Raw genomic sequence first — 18,059 nt, 5'->3', positions numbered from 1 at the left:
TTCTAATCTGCGGGAGTTTGGGATGCATCATACGTGCCGCTTTGTCGATCACCAAACGGCAACATGTGGCAGGATCCTACAAAGTAGGCCGAAACCCCCAGCTCGGCATGCTTTGCGAGCTTACCCCTGCTGCTCTTGCTCCCTTTCTTCCTGCAATTCGATGGCCTTTTGCCCGCGCGTCTTCAACTCGCTCACGATGACCGCCAATACAATCAACGCGGCCCCCACCATGGCAATCGGCGGGAAACGCTCCCCGGCAATCCGCCCGACCACCCCGGCCCATACTGGCTCACCGGCATAAATCAACGTGGCCCGGGTCGGCGAAACACTCTGCTGCGCCCAGTTCATCGCCACCTGGATCACCGCACTGGTCAGGCCCAGGCCCACCGCGCTGAACAGCAGCAACCACGAAAAGCCCGGTAGCGCCTCGCCCATCGGCACCACCATCAGGAACGACAGCAACGACGCAGTGGCCAGTTGCACCACGGTGACCCGGCGCACATCCACCTGGCCGGCGAAGGCGCTGATCAGAATGATCTCGGCTGCAATCGCGATGGCGCCGATCAGCGTGGCGATTTCACCGGGGCTGAAATCCAGCGAAGCGCCGGCCGGGCCGGTCAACAACATCAGCCCGGCAAACGCCAGCATGATGCCAAGGCTCGGCATCAAGCCCGGACGACGGCCGAGCACCAGCCATTGCAGCAATGGCACGAACGGTACGTAGAGCGCGGTGATGAAAGCCGACTGGCTGCTCAGGATCGTCTGCAGGCCGATGGTCTGCAGCCCATAACCGAACATGATCGCCACGCCGATGAACACGCCGGCCTTCAACTCGAACAGGGTCAGCTCGCGCAAGGTGCGCAATGAGAAGAAACCCACCACAATGGCTGCCGCCGCAAACCGCAGGCCGACGAAGAACATCGGTCCACTGACGGTCATGGCGTGCTGCACCAGCAAAAAGGTACCGCCCCAGATCATGGTGATGAACACCAGGATGCATTCGGCTTTGCTGAAGCGGTTGAAACGCGAAGGAGAGTTCGGGGAGGTCATGGCGGCTCGGTCTTGCAAGGGAAAGGCACGGACCGCACAATGCGCCGCACGCTGGGCAGTATACTGCGCACCCCCACCCATTGAGCAATATAGTGCACAAAGAAAATCCACAACGGGCTTCGGTCCTGCAGCACGTCAGCCAGAACGTCCGTCGCCTGCGCCGCGCCGCCGACATGAGCCAGACGGCGCTCTCGGAAAAGTCCGGGGTCAGCCGGCGCATGCTGGTGGCCATCGAAGCCGGTGAGAAAAACGTCAGCCTGTCCACTCTCGACCGCGTTGCCGAAGCGCTGGACGTGGCCTTCAGCGACCTGATCCAGGCCCCGGACGCACCCGATCACAGCCGTATCAACGAACTCGCCTGGGCCGGTGACATCCCCGGCAGCAAGGCGGTCTTGCTGGCCAGGGCCCACGCCCGGCGTGAAGTCGAGCTGTGGGAAATGCGCCTGGAACCGGCGGACTGCTACAGCCCCGAGTCGGACCCGGAAGGCTGGAGCGTGCAGTTGTTTGTGTTCGAAGGCCGCCTGACATTGGTGCTGGACGGCCAGGAAAAACATGTCGCCGCCGGTGAGTTCTTCATGTTCGCCAGTCGCCAGGCCCACGCCTATCGCAATGATGGCGACGTGGCCGTGCGGTTTGTGCGCAATGTGGTGATCTAACTGTTTGCCCGGCAACAGTAGATGGACACTTTGCTGGATTGCACAGTGGTAAGCGCGCTTAAAAACCTGGCAACACCCTGATTTTATTGACGATTAATTTCAGGCACGACTCCTGCAATCACTCCAGTAATCCCCTCGGACCCTGGAGTCGGCCCATGTCAGCCCACCCTCAACACCCTGCTCATATCATCCGCTCAGACGCGGAAGCCATCGAGGTCGCCAAACGCCTGGCCGAACGCTTCGCCGTCGACGCCAGCGTGCGCGACCGCGAGCGACGCCTGCCAGTGGCGGAACTCGACGAATTTTCCGCCAGCGGCCTGTGGGGCATTACCATCCCCAAGGCCTACGGCGGTGCGCAAGTGTCCTATGTGACAGTGGCAGAGGTGATCAAGTTGATCGCCGCCGCCGATCCGTCTCTGGCACAGATTCCGCAGAACCACCTGGGCGTGGTGGATATCCTCCTGCAAACCGGCAGCGAGGAGCAAAAGCGTTACTACTTTGAAAAGGTCCTGGCGGGCTACCGTTTCGGCAACGCCTTTTCCGAGGCCAAGAGCAAAAATGCCGGGACTTTCGATACCCAGATCCGCGTACACGGTGATCACGCCCGTATTGATGGCGAGAAGTTCTACTGCACCGGTGCGCTGTTCGCCCATATCGTGCCCGCTGTCGGCACCAACGAAGCGGGCAAGGCCTTTATTGCCTTTGTCGAGCGCGATGCGCCGGGCCTGACGGTCATCGACAGTTGGGACGGCTTCGGCCAGCGCACCACCGCCAGCGGCGGCGTGACCCTGGACGGCGTGACCGTGCCCTTGAGCGCAGTGATTCCGGCTCACCTTGCGTTCGATAACCCCACCGCCGACGGCCCGATCTCGCAAATCATCCAGGCGGCGATTGACACCGGCATCACCCTGGGCGCCCTCGAACACGCGAAGCTTTACGCGCGCCAGGCCCGCCCATGGATCGACAGCCAACAGGATCACGGCTGGCAGGACCCGTTCACCATCGCCGCCATCGGTGATCTGCAATGGCGCGTACACGGCACCGAAGCGATCCTCGCCAAGGCCGGTATCGCCGTCGATCAAGCCCTCGCCGAGCCGAACGAAGACACCGTCGCCAACGCCTCGCTGATCGTTGCCCAGGCCAAGGTCCTGTCGGCCGAAACCGCGTTGCTTGCCAGCAGCAAGCTGTTCGAACTGGGTGGCACCCGCTCGGTGACGGGCAAGCACAACCTCGACCGCTTCTGGCGCAACGCGCGCACCCACACCCTGCACGACCCGGCTCGCTGGAAATACCACCTGATCGGTAACTTCGTGCTCAACGGCGTGAAACCCGCACGCCATGCCTGGAACTGAGGAGCCTGCCCCATGAATGCACTGACCCAACCTACCGCGCTTGACCGGGCTCGCCAATTGCTGGAGAGCACCCGCCGTTTCGTCAAGCACAGTGATGACCCTTACGTGATCAGCCGCTTCGGCGACTGGCAGATCCGCGTGGACGTGGCTGCCGCCTTGCAGGAATACGCCGACACCCACCCGACGCCTGTCGCCGCTACCGAAGCGCAGATCGCCGCCGCAGAGGCCTTGCTGTTTGCCAGCGCCGCTGAATTTGAACTGACCGGCCAGCGCACCGCGCTGCCAGCGACTCTTGAAGACCCGCTGCGCTGGAAGTACCAGCTTGTCGGCAACTACCACCTTAACGGTGTCGCCCCGGGGAGTGCCGTTTGATGGCTCGTGAAATCCGCTTGAACGCCTTCGACATGAACTGCGTCGGCCACCAATCCCCCGGTTTGTGGGCGCATCCGCGTGACCGTTCGTGGCAGTACAAAGACCTGGAATACTGGACCGACCTGGCGAAAATCCTCGAACGCGGCAAGTTCGACGGCCTGTTTATCGCCGATGTGCTGGGCATCTACGACGTGTACAACGGCAATGGCGACGCGGCGATCCGCCAGGCGACCCAAGTGCCGGTCAACGATCCGCTGTCGCTGATCGCGCCCATGGCGTTGGTCACCGAACACCTGGGTTTCGGCCTGACGGCGTCGCTGTCTTTCGAGCACCCGTATCCGTTCGCCCGCCGGCTTTCCACCCTCGATCACCTGACCAAGGGTCGCATCGGCTGGAACATCGTCACCTCGTACCTGGAAAGCGGCGCCAAGAACCTCGGCCAGAAAGCCCAGACCGAACACGATGCGCGCTACGACTACGCCGAGGAATACCTGGAAGTTTGCTACAAACTCTGGGAAGGCAGTTGGGAGGACGGCGCCGTACTGCGTGACCGCGAGCGCCGGATTTTCAGCGATCCGAGCAAAATCCACGAAATCCACCACGTCGGCAAACACTTCCAGGTGCCCGGCATTCATCTGTGCGAACCGTCGCCGCAACGCACGCCGTTGCTGTACCAGGCGGGCGCGTCCAGCCGTGGCAAGCAGTTCGCTGCCGAACAGGCCGAGTGTGTGTTTGTCGCCGCACCGTCCAAGGCGCTGCTGAAAAACACCGTCGCCGACATTCGCCGCCGCGCCGCCGAGGCCGGGCGCGATCCGAGGAAAATCCTGATCTTCAACCTGCAGACGGTGATCGTCGGCGAGACCGATGCGAAGGCCAAGGCCAAGTTCGACGAATACAAATCCTACGTCAGCTACGAAGGCGCGATGGCGCTGATCTCCGGCTGGACCGGCATCGACTTCAGCCAGTTCAAACCGGACGAACCGCTCAAACACGTGCACACCAATGCAATTCAATCGGCAGTTGAAGCCTTTTCCACGGCGGACCCGAGCAAGGTCTGGACGCCCAAGGAACTGGCCGACTGGGTCGGTATCGGCGGCTTTGGCCCGCTGTTCGTCGGCAGCCCGCAGACGGTCGCGGACTTGTTGCAGGAGTGGGTGGAAGACACCGATGTGGACGGCTTCAACCTGGCCTATGCGCTGACCCACGAAACCTTCATCGACGCCGTGGAACTGCTGGTGCCGGAGTTGCAGAAACGTGGGGTCTACAAGACCGAATACGCCCAGGGCACGCTGCGCGAGAAGCTATTCGGTGAAGGCCCGAGGCTACCGTCGAACCACCCCGGCGCCGGCTATCGAGACCTATCAGGCTCACATAAAACCAGTGTGGGAGGGGGCTTGCCCCCGATAGCGGTGGGTCAATCAAAGGTGTTCTAACTGACACACCGCCATCGGGAGCAAGCCCCCTCCCACCTTTGGATTTTCATTGCCTGATCAACATCAGCCAGCGGACCACCGCACGCTTGACCACCCAATAGGAGCATCACCCCTATGAGCGTGCACGCCCTCAAACGTCCGCTGGTTTTGGAATGGCCCGCCGAACGGCTCGACAACCTGCCCAATGCCCTGGCGCAACTGCACCACTGGGCGCAGATCACGCCGCTGCGCACGGCGTTGCGCCACAAGCGCCAGGGCCAGTGGTATGCCTGGCGCTGGATCGACACGTTGCGCGATGTCGAGCGCCTGGCCGACGGTTTGCGCCAACAGGGTTTCAACGAGCAGTCACGGCTGGCCCTCAGCGGCGCGTACGAACCCAACCTGTTGTTGCTGGCCCTCGCCGCGCAGTCCGTGGGCGGTCAGGTCCTGACCCTCGCCGACGACCTCGATGCCGAGGCCTTGCAGCAACAGGTATGGCGTATTCATCCCACCCATTCTTATGTGCAGGGCCGCCAGCAGGTGCGGCATTGGCAGGCCGCCAACGTGCTGGACTTCAACCAATTGCTCGGCCCGGCAGACCCGCCGCGACACGTGCAGCGCTGGTGGCAGCCGAGCGACGAAACGCTGTTGTGGAGCGAGGAGGGCACTCACTGGCAAGGCGGCCTGGCGGTCGTGCTGGGGCAATGGCTGAGCAGTGGTCATGGCCTGGCCTTCCCGGAAAGCCAGGCCTCGGCCCGGCGCGATCGCAGTGAAGTCGCGCCGACCGGCTTGCTGCTGTCATCCCAGCGTTTGCAGCACGTGGCCGACGACATCGAAAGCCGCCTGGCGCCCCACGGTACCTGGCGTCGTCGCCTCTGCGACTGGGCCATCGCCCACCCGCAAAGCGGCCTGCGCCGTCTGCTGAAAAACCGCGTGCGCAAACTGCTGGGCTTTCAACGCCTGGCCTATATCTGGCAACCGCTTAAATCCACCGACGAGCCCACGTGGCTGGCTGAATTCAAACGGGACATCGCATGAGTCAAGCCATTCTCCAGGTGCGGGACATCTCGCTGTCGTTCAAGGGGGTCAAGGCGATCAACGCCTTGTCCTTCGATGTACAGCGCGGCGAGATCTGCGCGCTGATCGGCCCCAACGGCGCCGGTAAAAGTTCATTACTCAACGTGCTTAACGGCGTGTACCGCTTCGACGCCGGCGAGATCGTGTTCGAGGACCAGCACTTCCAGCGCATCGACCCCTTGGGCGCGGCGCGCCGCGGCATTGGCCGTACCTTCCAGAACAACGCGCTGTTCAAGAAGATGAGCGTACTCGACAACATCCTCACCGGCCTGTCGCGGCACATGCGCAGCACCTTTATCGAACAGGCCCTCGGCTTGCCCCGTGCACGGCGTGAAGCCGAGGCCTTTCGTCTGCAGGCCCAGGGCATCCTCGAATTTCTCGAGCTGCAAGCCCACCGCGATGTGCTGGTGGGCAACCTGTCCTACGGCCTGCAAAAGCGCGTGGAACTGGGCCGTGCCTTGATCGCCGGGCCCAGCCTGTTGCTGCTCGACGAACCCATGGCCGGGATGAACGCCGAGGAAAAACAGGAAATGGCGCGCTTCGTCGCGGATGTGAACCGCGAACTGGGCACCACCGTGGTGTTGATCGAGCACGACATCGGCGTGGTCATGGGCCTGTCCGACCACGTGGTGGTGCTCGACTACGGACGCAAGGTCGGCGACGGCACCCCGGCCGAGGTGCAAGCCAACCCCGAGGTCATCGCGGCCTACCTGGGAGTCAAGCACTGATGACGTTCTTCCTCGAAACCCTGCTCGGCGGGCTGCTCGCCGGCACCATGTACTCACTGGTCGCCATCGGCTTCGTGCTGATCTACAAGGCCAGCGGCGTATTCAATTTCGCCCAGGGCTCAATGCTGCTGTTTGCCGCGCTGACGTTTGTCTGCCTGCATGACCAGGGTGTGCCGTTCGCGTTGGCGTTGTTGCTGACGGTGATCGTGATGATCGTCGGTGCCTTGTGCATTGAACGCCTGGTGCTGCGACCACTGGTCAACCGTTCGCAGATCACGCTGTTCATGGCCACCCTGGGCCTGTCGTTCGTGATCGAAGGCCTGGCCCAAGGCTTGATGGGCTCGCAGGTGCGCGCCCTGGACCTGGGCATCGATGACGTGCCGCTGTTCGTCGGGCCCTTGATGCTCAGCCAGTTTGACCTGATCGCGGCGGCGGTCGCCGTGGTGCTGGTGACGGTGCTGGCGCTGCTGTTCAACAAGACCCGCATCGGTGTGTCGCTGCGCGCAGTGGCCGATGACACCACAGCGGCGCTGTCCATCGGCATCAACCTCAACCGCATCTGGCAGATCGTCTGGGCGGTGGCCGGGATGGTCGGGCTGGTGGCCGGCCTACTGTGGGGCGCACGCCAGGGGGTGCAGTTCTCGCTGTCGCTGGTGGTGCTCAAGGCCTTGCCGGTGTTGATCATCGGCGGCTTCACCTCGATTGGCGGGGCGATTGTCGGCGGGCTGATCGTCGGCGCGGCGGAGAACCTTGCCGAGGTGTATATCGGCCCGCTGATCGGCGGCGGCATCACACCGTGGTTCGCCTACGTATTGGCCCTGGCCTTCCTGTATATGCGTCCCGCCGGCCTGTTCGGCGAGCGCGCCATCGAGCGAGTCTGAAACCATGTCGCTACCTGTTGCTCAACAAACCGCGCCGCTGCTGCTGATCCAGCGCCGCGTGCCCTTTGGCTTGATCGGCCTGCTGGTGCTGGCTTTTATCGTGGTGCCGCTGTGGGGCAACGATTATTGGCTCAATGCGATCCTGATCCCGTTCCTGGTGTTGTCCCTGGCCGGTCTGGGCCTGAACCTGTTGACCGGCTACACCGGGCAGACCTCGGTGGGCGCGGCCGGTTTCATGGCCGTCGGCGCGTTCGCCACCTACGGGTTCCTGCTGCGCCTGCCGGAGCTGGGCTTGCCGCTGGCGCTGCTCGGCGGCGGGCTGATCAGCGCCGTGGTCGGCCTGGTGTTCGGCCTGCCCAGTTCGCGGATCAAGGGGTTCTACCTGATGGTCACCACCCTGGCGGCGCAGTTTTTCCTGGAGTGGGTGTTTGTCAAATTCCCCTGGTTCTACAACTACGGCTCGTCGGGCACTATCTCCGCGCCCAGGCTGGCGCTGTTCGGCCATGACCTGAACACGCCGCTGGGCCGTTACCTGCTGACCCTGGTGACGGTGCTGCTGCTGACCTGGACCGCGATCAATCTGGTGCGCAGCCAGGTGGGCCGCAACTGGATGGCGATCCGCGACATGGACACCGCCGCCGCCGTGGTCGGTATCCCGGTGGTGCGCTACAAGCGCCTGGCCTTCGCGGTCAGCTCGTTCTACCTGGGTATCGCCGGCGCGCTGTGGGCCTTCGCCTACCTGGGCACGGCCAGCGCCAGCAGCTTCGATATCAACCGTTCGTTCCAGATCCTGTTCATCATCATCATCGGCGGCATGGGCAGCATCGCCGGCAACTTCGTCGGTGCGGCGTTCATCAGTTTGCTGCCGATCTTCCTCAGTCACGCCGGGCAACTGCTGTTCGGCGGTTCGGTGGATGCGGGGCAGTTGCAGAACCTGCAGAAAATCATCTTTGGCGTGTTGATCATCGTGTTCCTGATCAAGGAACCCGAGGGCTTGATTCGCCTGTTGCACAACCTTCGCGATCGGCTGCGTCAGTGGCCTCTACGTTTCTGACCTCTATGAGAATCCCCATGCGTGCATCCTTGAACCGTTCACTGGCCGGCGCCGCGCTCTCGTTAGCCGTCCTGGCCGGCGCAATCCCCCAGGCCCTGGCTTCGGCCGACCAGCAATTCTTCCCCTTGGCCACCTACCGTGTCGGCGCCTATGCCTCCAGCGGCGTGCAGGTGTGGGCCGGGATGATCGACTATTTGCGCTACATCAACGAGGTCGAAGGCGGCATCAACGGCGTCAAATTGGTGTGGCAGGAATGCGAGACCGAATGGACGGCGGAGAAGGGTATCGAGTGCTACGAGCGCTTTAAAAATGGCCTGGATGGTGCGCCGGTCGCGGTGTATCAGCCCAACGGTGCGCCGGCGGCTTATGCCCTGAGCGAACGGGCGGAAGTCGACAAGATCCCGCTGATCACCCTCGGTTACGGTCGCACCGAAGCCACCGACGGCACGGTGTTCCCCTATAACTTCCCGGTGATGCTTACCTTCTACAGCGAGGCGTCGAGCCTGGTGAACTACATCGCCCAGCGCGAAGGCGGCTTCGACAAACTCAAAGGCAAGAAGATTGCCACGGTCTACCACGACTCGGCCTACGGTCGCGAAACCCTCGGCCCATTGAAGTTGCTCGCCGAGAAATACGGCTTCGAGAATATCCAGATCCCGGTGGCCGATCCCGGCAACGAGCAGTCGGCGCAATGGCGCCAGGTGCGCCAGGCCAACCCGGATTGGGTGTTCCTGCGCACCTGGGGTGTGTCCACTCCGGTGGCGGTGAAAACCGCCGCACGCTTCGGCTTCCCGGTGGACCATATCATCGGCGATATCTGGGCCAGTTCCAGCGAAGACGTGTTGCCCGCCGGCGACGCCGCCAAAGGCTACCTGGCGCTCACGCCATACCCGGCCGGGGCGGATTTCGAGATCCACAAACGCCTCAAGCAGTACGTACTCGATAAAGGCCACAGCGACCTCAAGGACCTGAAAAACTTCGGCAGCGTCTATTACAACTCAGGCCTGGTGAACGCCGCCGTGGCGGTCGAAGCGATCCGCACCGCCCAGGCCCGATTCGGCAAGCGCCCTCTCAATGGCGAAGAGGGCCGCTGGGGCCTGGAACACCTGAACATCGACGACGCACGGCTCAAGGCCATGGGCTACCTGGGCCTGATGCAAAACCTCAAGCTGTCGTGCCGCGACCACGAAGGCGGCGGTTCGGCGCGGGTGCAGCAGTGGGACGGCAGCCAGTGGACGCTGGTCAGCGAATGGATCGCCGCCGACCGCGCCTTGTTGCGTCCGCTGATCGACGCAAAGTCCGCAGCGTTCGCCAAGGAAAAAGGCCTGACACCACGCACCTGCACCGGGGATGAATAAACCATGAGCCAGACTGCCGCTGTATCCGCCAGCCCGTCGTTGTTGAGCGTCAACGACATCGAAGTGATCTACGACGGTGCGATCCTTGCCGTCGCCGGGGTGTCGCTGAGTGTGCCCAAGGGCGCGATCGTGGCGCTGCTCGGCGCCAATGGCGCCGGCAAGAGCACCACGCTCAAGGCGGTTTCCGGGCTGGTGCGGGCCGAGCGCGCCGAGGTCAGCCGTGGCGTGATCGAATACGCCGGCGTCGACCTCGCCGGCGTCGATCCCAGCCAGCGTGTGCGCCAGGGCATGGTGCACGTGCTCGAAGGCCGCCATGTGTTCGGCCAGTTGACCGTGGAAGACAACCTGCGCAGCGGTGGTTTTGTACGGCGCCTGAGCCGCAAAGCCATGGAGGCGGACCTGGAGCGCATCTACGCCTGGTTCCCCCGGCTCAAGACCAAGCGCCACACCCGTGCCGGGCTCACGTCCGGCGGCGAGCAGCAGATGGTCGCCATCGGCCGGGCGTTGATGACCCGTCCTACTTTGGTACTGCTCGACGAGCCGTCCATGGGTTTGGCGCCTATGATCGTGCAGGAAATCTTCGAGATCATCGCGCAGCTCAACCGTGAACAGCAGGTGAGCTTCCTGATCGCCGAGCAGAACATCAACGTCGCGCTCAACTATGCGTCCCACGGCTACGTGCTGGATACTGGCCGCGTGGCCTTGAGTGGCAGCGCCGCCGAACTGTTGGCACGGGGCGATTTGCACGACATTTATCTGGGTAAACAGTAAAGGCGAATGTGCATGACTGAAACCATCCGCAACGCTGATGTCCTGATCATCGGCGGCGGCCTGAGCGGCACCCTGCTGGCGGCGCAACTGCTGCGCCTGCCTGGGCAGCGGCAGATTCTGGTGATCGAACCGCGCACTGAACTCGGGCGCGGCGAGGCCTACAGCGCGGTCGAACTGGGCCACACCTTGAATGGCAATGCGGCGCGCATGAGCGTCGATCCAGACAACGCCGACGACCTGACCCAATGGCTCACTGACTACATCGGCGCCGGTGGATGGCCGCAGGCGCACGAGCAGCCCGTGCCCATCAGTGAATTGTTCCCGCCACGCGGGATTTTCGGTTTGTACGCGCAGCAGCGGCTGGCCGAAGCCAAGGCGCAGTCGGCATCCACCGTCGAGCATATCCGCGCCGAAGTGGTCGACCTGCAAGTGGACGCCGATTCGATCCTGCTGACCCTCGATAACGGCCAGCAACTGCGCGGTGCCCAAGCGGTCCTGGCCACCGGCATGTTCCCGGCGGCGCGCACGCCGCAAACCCAATCCAGCGGCTTGAACGCCGCCGCCGTGGACCCATGGGACGTGGCGACCATGCGCCAACTCGACCCGCTGTCGACGGTGCTGATCATCGGTTCCGGGCTGACCATGGTGGATGCCGTGGTGTCCCTGGAGCAGGCCGGGCATCGCGGGCCGATCGAGGTTTTTTCGCGCCACGGCCTGTTGCCTCATGTGCGCCGGCAGCCGCCGGGCTGGGAGGATTTTCTTGGCGCCGACCACCGCCTGCGCAGCCCTCGGCAATTGTTGCGCGAGGTGCGTCGCCAATGCCGGATCGCTGTGGCGCAGGGCATCGATTGGCAGGCGCCGCTGGACACGGTGCGCGCCCATATCGGCCGTTTGTGGAGCCAGGCCAGTGAGCGCGAGAAACGTCAGTTCGTGCGCCACGTGCGGCCCTGGTGGGAAAGCCATCACCACCGCTCGCCGCCGTTGAGCGCGCAGTTGGTGGCGCGGTTGCATGAAGAGGGACGGTTGCGGATTCGCGCCGCGTCGTTCAAGGGGCTGGCGCCTGGTGGGGAGGGCGTGACGATCCGCTTGCGCGCGCGGGGTGAGCAGGCGCTTACCCAGGTATCGGGCGCCGCGCTGATCAATTCCAGCGGCATCGAATACGACTGGCGCCGGGTGGCAAGGCCGTTGCCGCAGCAGTTGCTCAAGCGTGGGTTGATCCAGCCTGGGCCATTGGCGTTGGGGATTGCGGCGGATACCTCTGGTGCGGTGCTGGATGCTCGGGGGCAGGTGAGCCAGCGCCTGTTCGCCATGGGCCCGCCTTTGCGCGGGATGTGGTGGGAAAGTACGGCAGTGACGGATGTGGCGTTGCAGGCGAAGGCGTTGGCTGCGCGATTGGGGCGTGGCTGACGGGGGCGCCCCTCACCCCCCGCCCTCTCCCCGGAGGGGAGAGGGGCCGATTGGGAAATATTGGCGCTTTACATCGACCTGAAGCTTGGTCTTTGAATCCATAATCGACTCATTATTTCAGGTCGATGTATCAATCTGCACAACTCGGTCGGCTCCCTCTCCCCCCTGGGGAGAGGGCTGGGGTGAGGGGCCAATCTCAAGCCGAACCCCGCCTCAAGACCCCACCCGCACAAACCCCGCCTTCAACCCAAACACCTCAACCCCCTGCGGCGTCGACTGCCCGGTGGTCACCGTTACCCGCTCCACCGGCTGGTCCATCGCCGCGCGGTACTCCACCGTCATGTCCGGCCGGATCGCCTGGCTCGGAATCACGATCGCCTGGGCATTGTTGTACGTGACGATGGTCAGCCGCGCACTCATCCCCAGGCGCACGCGCTGCACTTGCTGGGGCGTCAGTCGGGGGATCGACAGGGTCACCGGAAACTGCGCGCTGCCCTGGCTGTCGCTGGCAATCGCCAAGCCGCTGACCACGCTCACCGAGCCGTTCAGGCGCTCGCCGTCAAAGCCATCGCCCAGCACTTCCACCGCCTGGCCCTGATGCAACTGGTTGATGTCCAGCTCGGAGACTTTGGCGATGATTTTCAAGCGTTCGATATTGGCCAGCCCGAACAGCACCTGGCCTTGACTGACCTTGCTGCCGGCCTGCACGGGCACGTTGTTGTTGTTGTTGTTGGCGCCGCCCTGGGGTGAGTTGTTGCCGGGCGCGGGCACCACGATGCCGGAGAAGGGCGCCTTGACTTCGCGGCCTTCGAGCAGCTTGCGCAAGGCGTCGTATTTCACCGTGGCGTTAGTCAGTTCCATATCGGCGATCTGCCGGTATTCGCCCTGGCCTTGCTCCAGTGCCTGTTGCAACTCGCTGCGCGCCGACGCGAGGTCCAACTGCTGCTGCTGGACCTGTTGCTTGAGGTCGTCGAGTTCATTGCGCGGGATGATGCCGCGCTGGAACAGGTTTTCGCTTTCGGTGAGTTTGCGCTGGGTGTTGCCGGCGGTCATTTGCGCGGTGCGCAGATTGCGGCGGGCGCGGCTGACGGTGGGGCTGCTGTCCCAGTCCTGCATCTCTTGCACGGTGCGCCGGGCCTTGAGTTGGGCGGAGAGGGCGTCGCGCAGTTGCACTTCCAGGGTGGACGGGTCCATGCGCAGCAGGACCTGGCCGGCCTCGACCCGTTGGCCTTGCTCTACCAGGTTGGCCTGCACATTGCCGTCGAAGGGCGCAGTGAGGGTCTGGGTGGTGTCGGGCTCGATCTTGCCCACCAGGCCGATCTGGTGCACCAGCGGGTCCGGCTTGACCGCCAGCCACTGTTCGGCGGTGGTGGCCGGGTTCGAAGCCGGGCTGCGCAAGGCCAATCCCGCGCCGGCCAGCAACACGATCACAACAGCGCCGAGCAGACGTTTCTGATTAGTAGTCATTGAGGGCGATTTCCCAACTTTCCAGCGTCATGCCCAGGGTCAAGTCGAGCTGGGTCTGGGCGTTCAAATAAGCGATCAACGCATTGAGTTGTGCGTTCTCGGCGTTGCGCAGGTCGGTCTCGAAGCTCAGCACCTGGAAGTTGGTGGAGCGACCGGCGCTGAGTTTTTCCCGCTCGATCTCGATCTTGCGCCGCGACAAGTCCACGGCACGCTGGGAGATTTCATATTGGCGCCACCGGGTGCCGAGGTCGCGCACCACATCGTTGACGCTGCGTTCCAGTTCCTGGCGGGCGTCGGTGATGCGGATCTGCTGGTCTTCGACGTTCACCCGCGCGCGCATTTCGGCCTGGCGCGTGCTGATATCGCCGATGGGGATCTGCACCTGCACCCCGGCGTAGCTGTCCCAGGTGCGGTTGTTGCTGCGGCCGGCATCATTGTCGTAGTTGTCGCGGACCTGGTTCGCGCCGGCCACCAGGTCCACTTGCCAGCGCCCAGAGTCCTTGGCGATCACCAGGTTGAGGTCGGCCTGCTGGCTGCCGAGCAGGGTGGCGAGGTATTCCGGTTGCTGGGTCTGCGCGAGGTTGAAGGCTTGGCGCTTGTCGAGCTGCATGGGCTTGGCCTCCAGGGCTTCGGTGGCGCGAATCGGCGTGGACAGGTCCAGGGCCAGCAGGCGCAGGAGCGCCAGGCGGCTGGTGTCCAGTTGGTTCTGCGCCTCTTCCACGCCCAGTTGTTGGGTGGCGATGTCGGCCTCGGTCTGCACGATTTCGAACTCGGCCATGCGCCCGGCGCTGATCAGCGCCTTGTTCACTTCCAGCAAAGTGCCGGAGCGCTTGAGCGCGTCCTGCACGATGCTCAGTTGCTCCTGGGCGCGCAGCAACTCGCGGTAGGTGGCGATGATCTGGCTGATGGTCTGCGCCACGGTGGCCTTGAGGTTCAAGCGGTTGGCCTGTTCCGCCAGGCGCGACAGACGCAGCGGCGCGGTGGTGGCGTCCCAGCCGGCGCCGCGCATCAATGGCTGGATCAGCGCCAGGTCCAGGCCGTCGCTGCGGTAGCGGCCAGCGCGGTCGGCGTTGTTCAGTTGCTGGGTCCAGGCCATGCTCAGGCGTGTGCCGTACTCGCCGAGCAGGCTGGTGGCCGGCGCCACGTTGGCGTTGCGCGAATTGTCGCTGGAGCCGCGAGTGCCGCGGTAATAGCTGTTGAGGGTGAGCTTGGGGTTGAACGTATCTTCGGCCACGCGCAGGTCGAACTTCTGCGCCACCCGTTGCAGGTACGCGCTGCGGATCGCCGGGTTGTTGCGCAGGCCCAGGTACACGGCGTCGCCCAGGGTCATGCTGGTGGTCTGGGCATTCAGCGACACGCTGCGCTCGTAACCACTGCGGGTGGTGCTCGGCGCCGACGGTTTGATGACCACCTCGGCGGCCACCCCGGGCAGGCACACCAACGCGAGTAACCAGAGGCCTTTACTCATCGCGCAAGGCCTCCACCGGTTGCAACCGCGAGGCCGAGACCGCCGGGTAGATACCGAAGAACAAGCCCACCAGCAGCGTACTGCCGATCCCCAAGGGCAGGGCGGCGACGGCCAGGGCAAACGCCCAGCCGGACAGCCACGCATACAGCCAGGCGGCCGTCATGCCCAGTACCGCGCCGCACAGCGCACCCACGGCCGTGAGCGTCACCGCTTCGAGCAGAAACAGGTTGCGGATATCCCGCTGGCGCGCGCCCAACGCCATGCGAATGCCGATTTCGCGGCGGCGTTCCGAGACGTTCATCAGCATCACGTTCATCACGCCGACACCGCCACCGATCAGGGAGATCGCGCCCAGGGCCAGCAGCAGGTAGGCAAAGGTGCGGCTTTGGCGGGTCATGCCGTCGATCATTTGCTGAGGCACCGTGATGCCCACCTCGTGGTCGGTAAGTTGGGCGTTCAAGGCGGTGGCGACCTGTGTCGCGATACGCTCCATGTCCTGGTCGGGCGCGGCACGGATGATCACGTTACCGATTTGCGGGGTGGCGTAGATCCGGCGCATGCCTTCGGCGGGGAGGAACAGCGACTCGTTGGCCTGCACCGGCATCAGCATCGCCCGTGGTTGAGGGTGCAGAAGACCCACCACCACAAACAGGTAGTTGTTGATGCGCACGCGCTCGCCCACTTTCAGCGCATCGCCCGGCGCGCTCAGGCTCTGGGCCAATTGGTCGCCGATCACGGCGTAGGTTTCGTTGGCGTCGAAGCTCGACAGGAAACGCCCGTCCCGTACCAGCAGGCGCATGGCGTCTTTGATGTCCGGGGTGATGCCGACCACATTGGCGTTGGCGCTGCGACCATGGAACACGATGGGCCCGCTGAACAGCGTGAGCGCGCCGATATGGGCAATGCCCGGGACGGCCTGGCGCACGGCGTCGAGGTCGAGGCGGGTACGCATCGGTACGTTGCTGTTGCCCTTCGGCGGGAACTGGGCGACCAGGGTGTCGGTGCCCATGTCCTTGAAAATCATCGCGGCGTCCACCGCCGCGTTGTGGCCGATATTGATCAACGCCACCACCGATGAACTGCCGATCACGATACCCAGCAAGGCCAGGATCGAGCGTTTGCCCAGGGTGCGCAGGCTGACGAGCGCCTCGTGCAGCAGTTGGCTCAGGCTCTGTTCGACCCGCTGGCTCATAGGCGCCCCGCCTCTTGCACCACGCCGTTGCGCACCAGGATCTTGCGTTCCAGGCGCTCGGCGATGTGTGAGTCGTGGGTGACGATGATCAGCGTGACCTGTTGCTCGCGGTTCAGCGCCAGGAGCAGATCCATGATCTCCTGGGCGGTGGTGCTGTCGAGGTTGCCGGTGGGCTCGTCGGCAAGGATCACCGACGGCTTGCCCACCAGTGCGCGGGCAATCGCCACGCGTTGGCGCTGGCCACCGGAGAGGTCGGCCGGACGATGGTGGGCGCGCTCGGCCAGGCCGACCTGTTCAAGCATGCGCAGGGCCTGTTCCACCGACTCATGGCGCGAGACACCGCGATAGCTCAGGGGCAGGGCGACGTTGTCCAGGGCGCTGAGGCGCGGCAGCAGGTTGAAGCTCTGGAATACAAAACCGATTTGCTGGTTACGGATCGCGGCCAGTTGGTCGGGGCTGGCGTTGAAAATATCGTGGCCGGCGAAGTGGTACTGGCCACAGTTGGGCAAGTCCAGCAGGCCGAGGATATTGAGCAGGGTGCTTTTGCCGGAGCCGGAGGCGCCGAGGATGCCGCAGCTGTCACCGCTGGCGATGGACAGGCACACATCATTGAGAATTGACAGGTGTTGCCCGGCCAACTGATAGCTTTTGCCGATGCCTTGCAGAGAGATCAAGCCTGGGTGCGCGGGGGTGTCTGTCATCATGACTACGCCTTCAGTCTCGATGCTGCCGTCATGCCCCCTGAAAAGCTTTGTAACAAGTTCGGGAGCCGCCTGGTACGCGTCACGGACTGGTTTTATTTCTTGTTTTTAAAATATTCTTTGAATACTAACCGGGTTCCGCTGGCTTCGCCAGCCATCGAAGTAGAGCGTTTTTACTCTTTGAAACGATTTCATCAGCGGGTATTCAGGCCCATCAACGAACCCTTGACCTGCCTTGAAAAGCCCATCAGCAAAGGCTTTTGACCGTATGGCGGAGTGTCATCACTTGCTTTAGGCCGGCGGGCCCGGTATAAAAAATCAAATTATTTTTTAAAACAATATTTCCCACGTGGAACTTTTATGGTCGCGAAGAAACTCAGCGCTCCAAACATTACCAAGACTCGATTGCTGGATGCGACAGAGGCTCTCTTCATCAAATACGGCTATGACGCCGTTCTGCTACGGCAGATTACCGAGCGTGCCCAGGTGAACCTGGCCGCCGTGAATTACCACTTCGGGGACAAGGATTCCCTGATGAAAACCCTGCTGATGCAGCGTCTGGAACCGCTCAACGAGCAACGCCTGGAACTGCTGGCGCGCTGCGAAGCCGAATCCGACGGCCCGCTGGACTGCGACACCCTGCTCGGCGTGCTGTTCGCCCCGGCCATGGGCCTGGAGCGCAGCGATCCGGCCAGTGGGGAAGGGCGCTCGTTCATTCGGTTCCTGGGCCGGGTCTATAGCGATACCTCGCCGTTCATCCAGGAATACCTCAAGGTGCATTACCAGCCGGTGTTCCAGCGCTTCTTTGAAGCCTTTGCCCTGGCCTTGCCGGATTTGCCGCGCAATGAGCTGGGCGTACGCCTGCAATTTGCGCTCAAGGCGATTTCCGGGGTGATGGCGGGGACTGAACTGCGCTTGCTGATGAACTCCATGAGCCTCGGCCGCCCGGCCACGGATGCCGAAGTCATGGCCAAGCTGATCACCCTGGTCTCTGCGGCGATTCGCGTGCCGCAGCAAAGCCCGCAAGCCGAAAATGCACTGGCCAAGGTGCTGGATACCCAGCGGGCCATTCGCGAGCAAGCGGCGGCACCCGCCAACAAAGCTTCACGCTGA

18 protein-coding genes are annotated in these 18,059 nt (G+C 63.5%); 13 read left to right on the top strand and 5 right to left on the bottom strand.

What is annotated here, in order from left to right; all coding sequences use genetic code 11:
- Window positions 1-120 precede the first annotated feature (120 nt).
- Window positions 121-1,050, bottom strand: coding sequence for a DMT family transporter (locus ACLH0J_RS22080; protein ID WP_411389029.1), 930 nt, complete (start codon window positions 1,048-1,050; stop codon window positions 121-123).
- 92 nt (window positions 1,051-1,142) lie between these two features.
- On the opposite strand from ACLH0J_RS22080, the gene ACLH0J_RS22075 reads away from it, so the two are divergent.
- The 11 genes from ACLH0J_RS22075 to ACLH0J_RS22025 all read left to right on the top strand — a co-directional run bounded on the left by ACLH0J_RS22075 (window position 1,143) and on the right by ACLH0J_RS22025 (window position 12,118).
- A complete protein-coding gene (locus ACLH0J_RS22075; RefSeq protein ID WP_411389028.1) occupies window positions 1,143-1,706 on the top strand; it encodes a helix-turn-helix domain-containing protein in 564 nt (187 codons plus the stop codon).
- 155 nt (window positions 1,707-1,861) lie between these two features.
- Entirely contained in the window at window positions 1,862-3,058 is a 1,197-nt protein-coding gene (locus ACLH0J_RS22070) for an SfnB family sulfur acquisition oxidoreductase (protein ID WP_411389027.1), read from the top strand.
- Between the two features lie 12 nt (window positions 3,059-3,070).
- Window positions 3,071-3,430, top strand: a complete 360-nt coding sequence (locus tag ACLH0J_RS22065; protein ID WP_411389026.1) for an acyl-CoA dehydrogenase — start codon at window positions 3,071-3,073, stop codon at window positions 3,428-3,430.
- Complete coding sequence (locus tag ACLH0J_RS22060; protein WP_411389025.1) at window positions 3,430-4,863, top strand: LLM class flavin-dependent oxidoreductase; 1,434 nt, start codon at window positions 3,430-3,432, stop codon at window positions 4,861-4,863. The genes ACLH0J_RS22065 and ACLH0J_RS22060 overlap by 1 nt, the downstream gene beginning before the upstream one ends.
- 114 nt (window positions 4,864-4,977) lie before the next feature.
- Complete coding sequence (locus ACLH0J_RS22055; RefSeq protein ID WP_411389024.1) at window positions 4,978-5,880, top strand: AMP-binding protein; 903 nt, start codon at window positions 4,978-4,980, stop codon at window positions 5,878-5,880.
- The gene (locus tag ACLH0J_RS22050) at window positions 5,877-6,647 is read left to right on the top strand and encodes an ABC transporter ATP-binding protein (RefSeq protein WP_411389023.1); all 771 of its coding nucleotides are present in this window, start codon (window positions 5,877-5,879) and stop codon (window positions 6,645-6,647) included. Before ACLH0J_RS22055 ends, ACLH0J_RS22050 begins: the two co-directional genes overlap by 4 nt.
- The gene (locus tag ACLH0J_RS22045; protein WP_411389022.1) at window positions 6,647-7,528 is read left to right on the top strand and encodes a branched-chain amino acid ABC transporter permease; all 882 of its coding nucleotides are present in this window, start codon (window positions 6,647-6,649) and stop codon (window positions 7,526-7,528) included. Before ACLH0J_RS22050 ends, ACLH0J_RS22045 begins: the two co-directional genes overlap by 1 nt.
- Before the next feature lie 4 nt (window positions 7,529-7,532).
- On the top strand, window positions 7,533-8,582 hold the full coding sequence (locus tag ACLH0J_RS22040) for a branched-chain amino acid ABC transporter permease (RefSeq protein WP_010566900.1): 1,050 nt from the start codon (window positions 7,533-7,535) through the stop codon (window positions 8,580-8,582).
- Window positions 8,583-8,599: 17 nt separating this feature from the next.
- Complete coding sequence (locus tag ACLH0J_RS22035; protein WP_411389021.1) at window positions 8,600-9,940, top strand: ABC transporter substrate-binding protein; 1,341 nt, start codon at window positions 8,600-8,602, stop codon at window positions 9,938-9,940.
- Between the two features lie 3 nt (window positions 9,941-9,943).
- On the top strand, window positions 9,944-10,711 hold the full coding sequence (locus ACLH0J_RS22030; protein WP_411389020.1) for an ABC transporter ATP-binding protein: 768 nt from the start codon (window positions 9,944-9,946) through the stop codon (window positions 10,709-10,711).
- 12 nt (window positions 10,712-10,723) lie between these two features.
- Complete coding sequence (locus tag ACLH0J_RS22025; RefSeq protein ID WP_411389019.1) at window positions 10,724-12,118, top strand: FAD/NAD(P)-binding protein; 1,395 nt, start codon at window positions 10,724-10,726, stop codon at window positions 12,116-12,118.
- Window positions 12,119-12,331: 213 nt separating this feature from the next.
- Here ACLH0J_RS22025 and ACLH0J_RS22020 read toward each other — a convergent pair whose 3' ends face one another.
- Genes ACLH0J_RS22020 through ACLH0J_RS22005 form a run of 4 tightly spaced genes read right to left on the bottom strand, consistent with a single transcriptional unit; the run spans window position 12,332 to window position 16,949 of the window.
- On the bottom strand, window positions 12,332-13,585 hold the full coding sequence (locus ACLH0J_RS22020; RefSeq protein WP_411389018.1) for an efflux RND transporter periplasmic adaptor subunit: 1,254 nt from the start codon (window positions 13,583-13,585) through the stop codon (window positions 12,332-12,334).
- Window positions 13,575-15,053, bottom strand: coding sequence for a TolC family protein (locus ACLH0J_RS22015; protein WP_411389017.1), 1,479 nt, complete (start codon window positions 15,051-15,053; stop codon window positions 13,575-13,577). Before ACLH0J_RS22015 ends, ACLH0J_RS22020 begins: the two co-directional genes overlap by 11 nt.
- Window positions 15,046-16,245: an ABC transporter permease gene (locus ACLH0J_RS22010; protein WP_411389016.1), complete on the bottom strand. Its 1,200-nt coding sequence runs from the start codon at window positions 16,243-16,245 to the stop codon at window positions 15,046-15,048. Before ACLH0J_RS22010 ends, ACLH0J_RS22015 begins: the two co-directional genes overlap by 8 nt.
- Window positions 16,242-16,949 (bottom strand): ABC transporter ATP-binding protein, encoded by a 708-nt coding sequence (locus ACLH0J_RS22005; RefSeq protein WP_411389015.1) that lies wholly within the window; start codon window positions 16,947-16,949, stop codon window positions 16,242-16,244. Before ACLH0J_RS22005 ends, ACLH0J_RS22010 begins: the two co-directional genes overlap by 4 nt.
- Window positions 16,950-16,979: 30 nt before the next feature.
- On the opposite strand from ACLH0J_RS22005, the gene ACLH0J_RS22000 reads away from it, so the two are divergent.
- Window positions 16,980-17,210, top strand: a complete 231-nt coding sequence (locus ACLH0J_RS22000) for a hypothetical protein (RefSeq protein ID WP_411389014.1) — start codon at window positions 16,980-16,982, stop codon at window positions 17,208-17,210.
- A gap of 96 nt (window positions 17,211-17,306) precedes the next feature.
- On the top strand, window positions 17,307-18,059 hold the full coding sequence (locus ACLH0J_RS21995; protein ID WP_411389013.1) for a TetR/AcrR family transcriptional regulator: 753 nt from the start codon (window positions 17,307-17,309) through the stop codon (window positions 18,057-18,059).

It is taken from the genome of Pseudomonas sp. MPB23 (genome assembly GCF_046605395.1).
In the GTDB taxonomy this organism is placed as follows: Bacteria; Pseudomonadota; Gammaproteobacteria; order Pseudomonadales; family Pseudomonadaceae; genus Aquipseudomonas.
The sequence above is the reverse complement of the archived record's forward strand: the minus strand, read 5'-3'. Positions and strand labels throughout refer to the sequence as shown.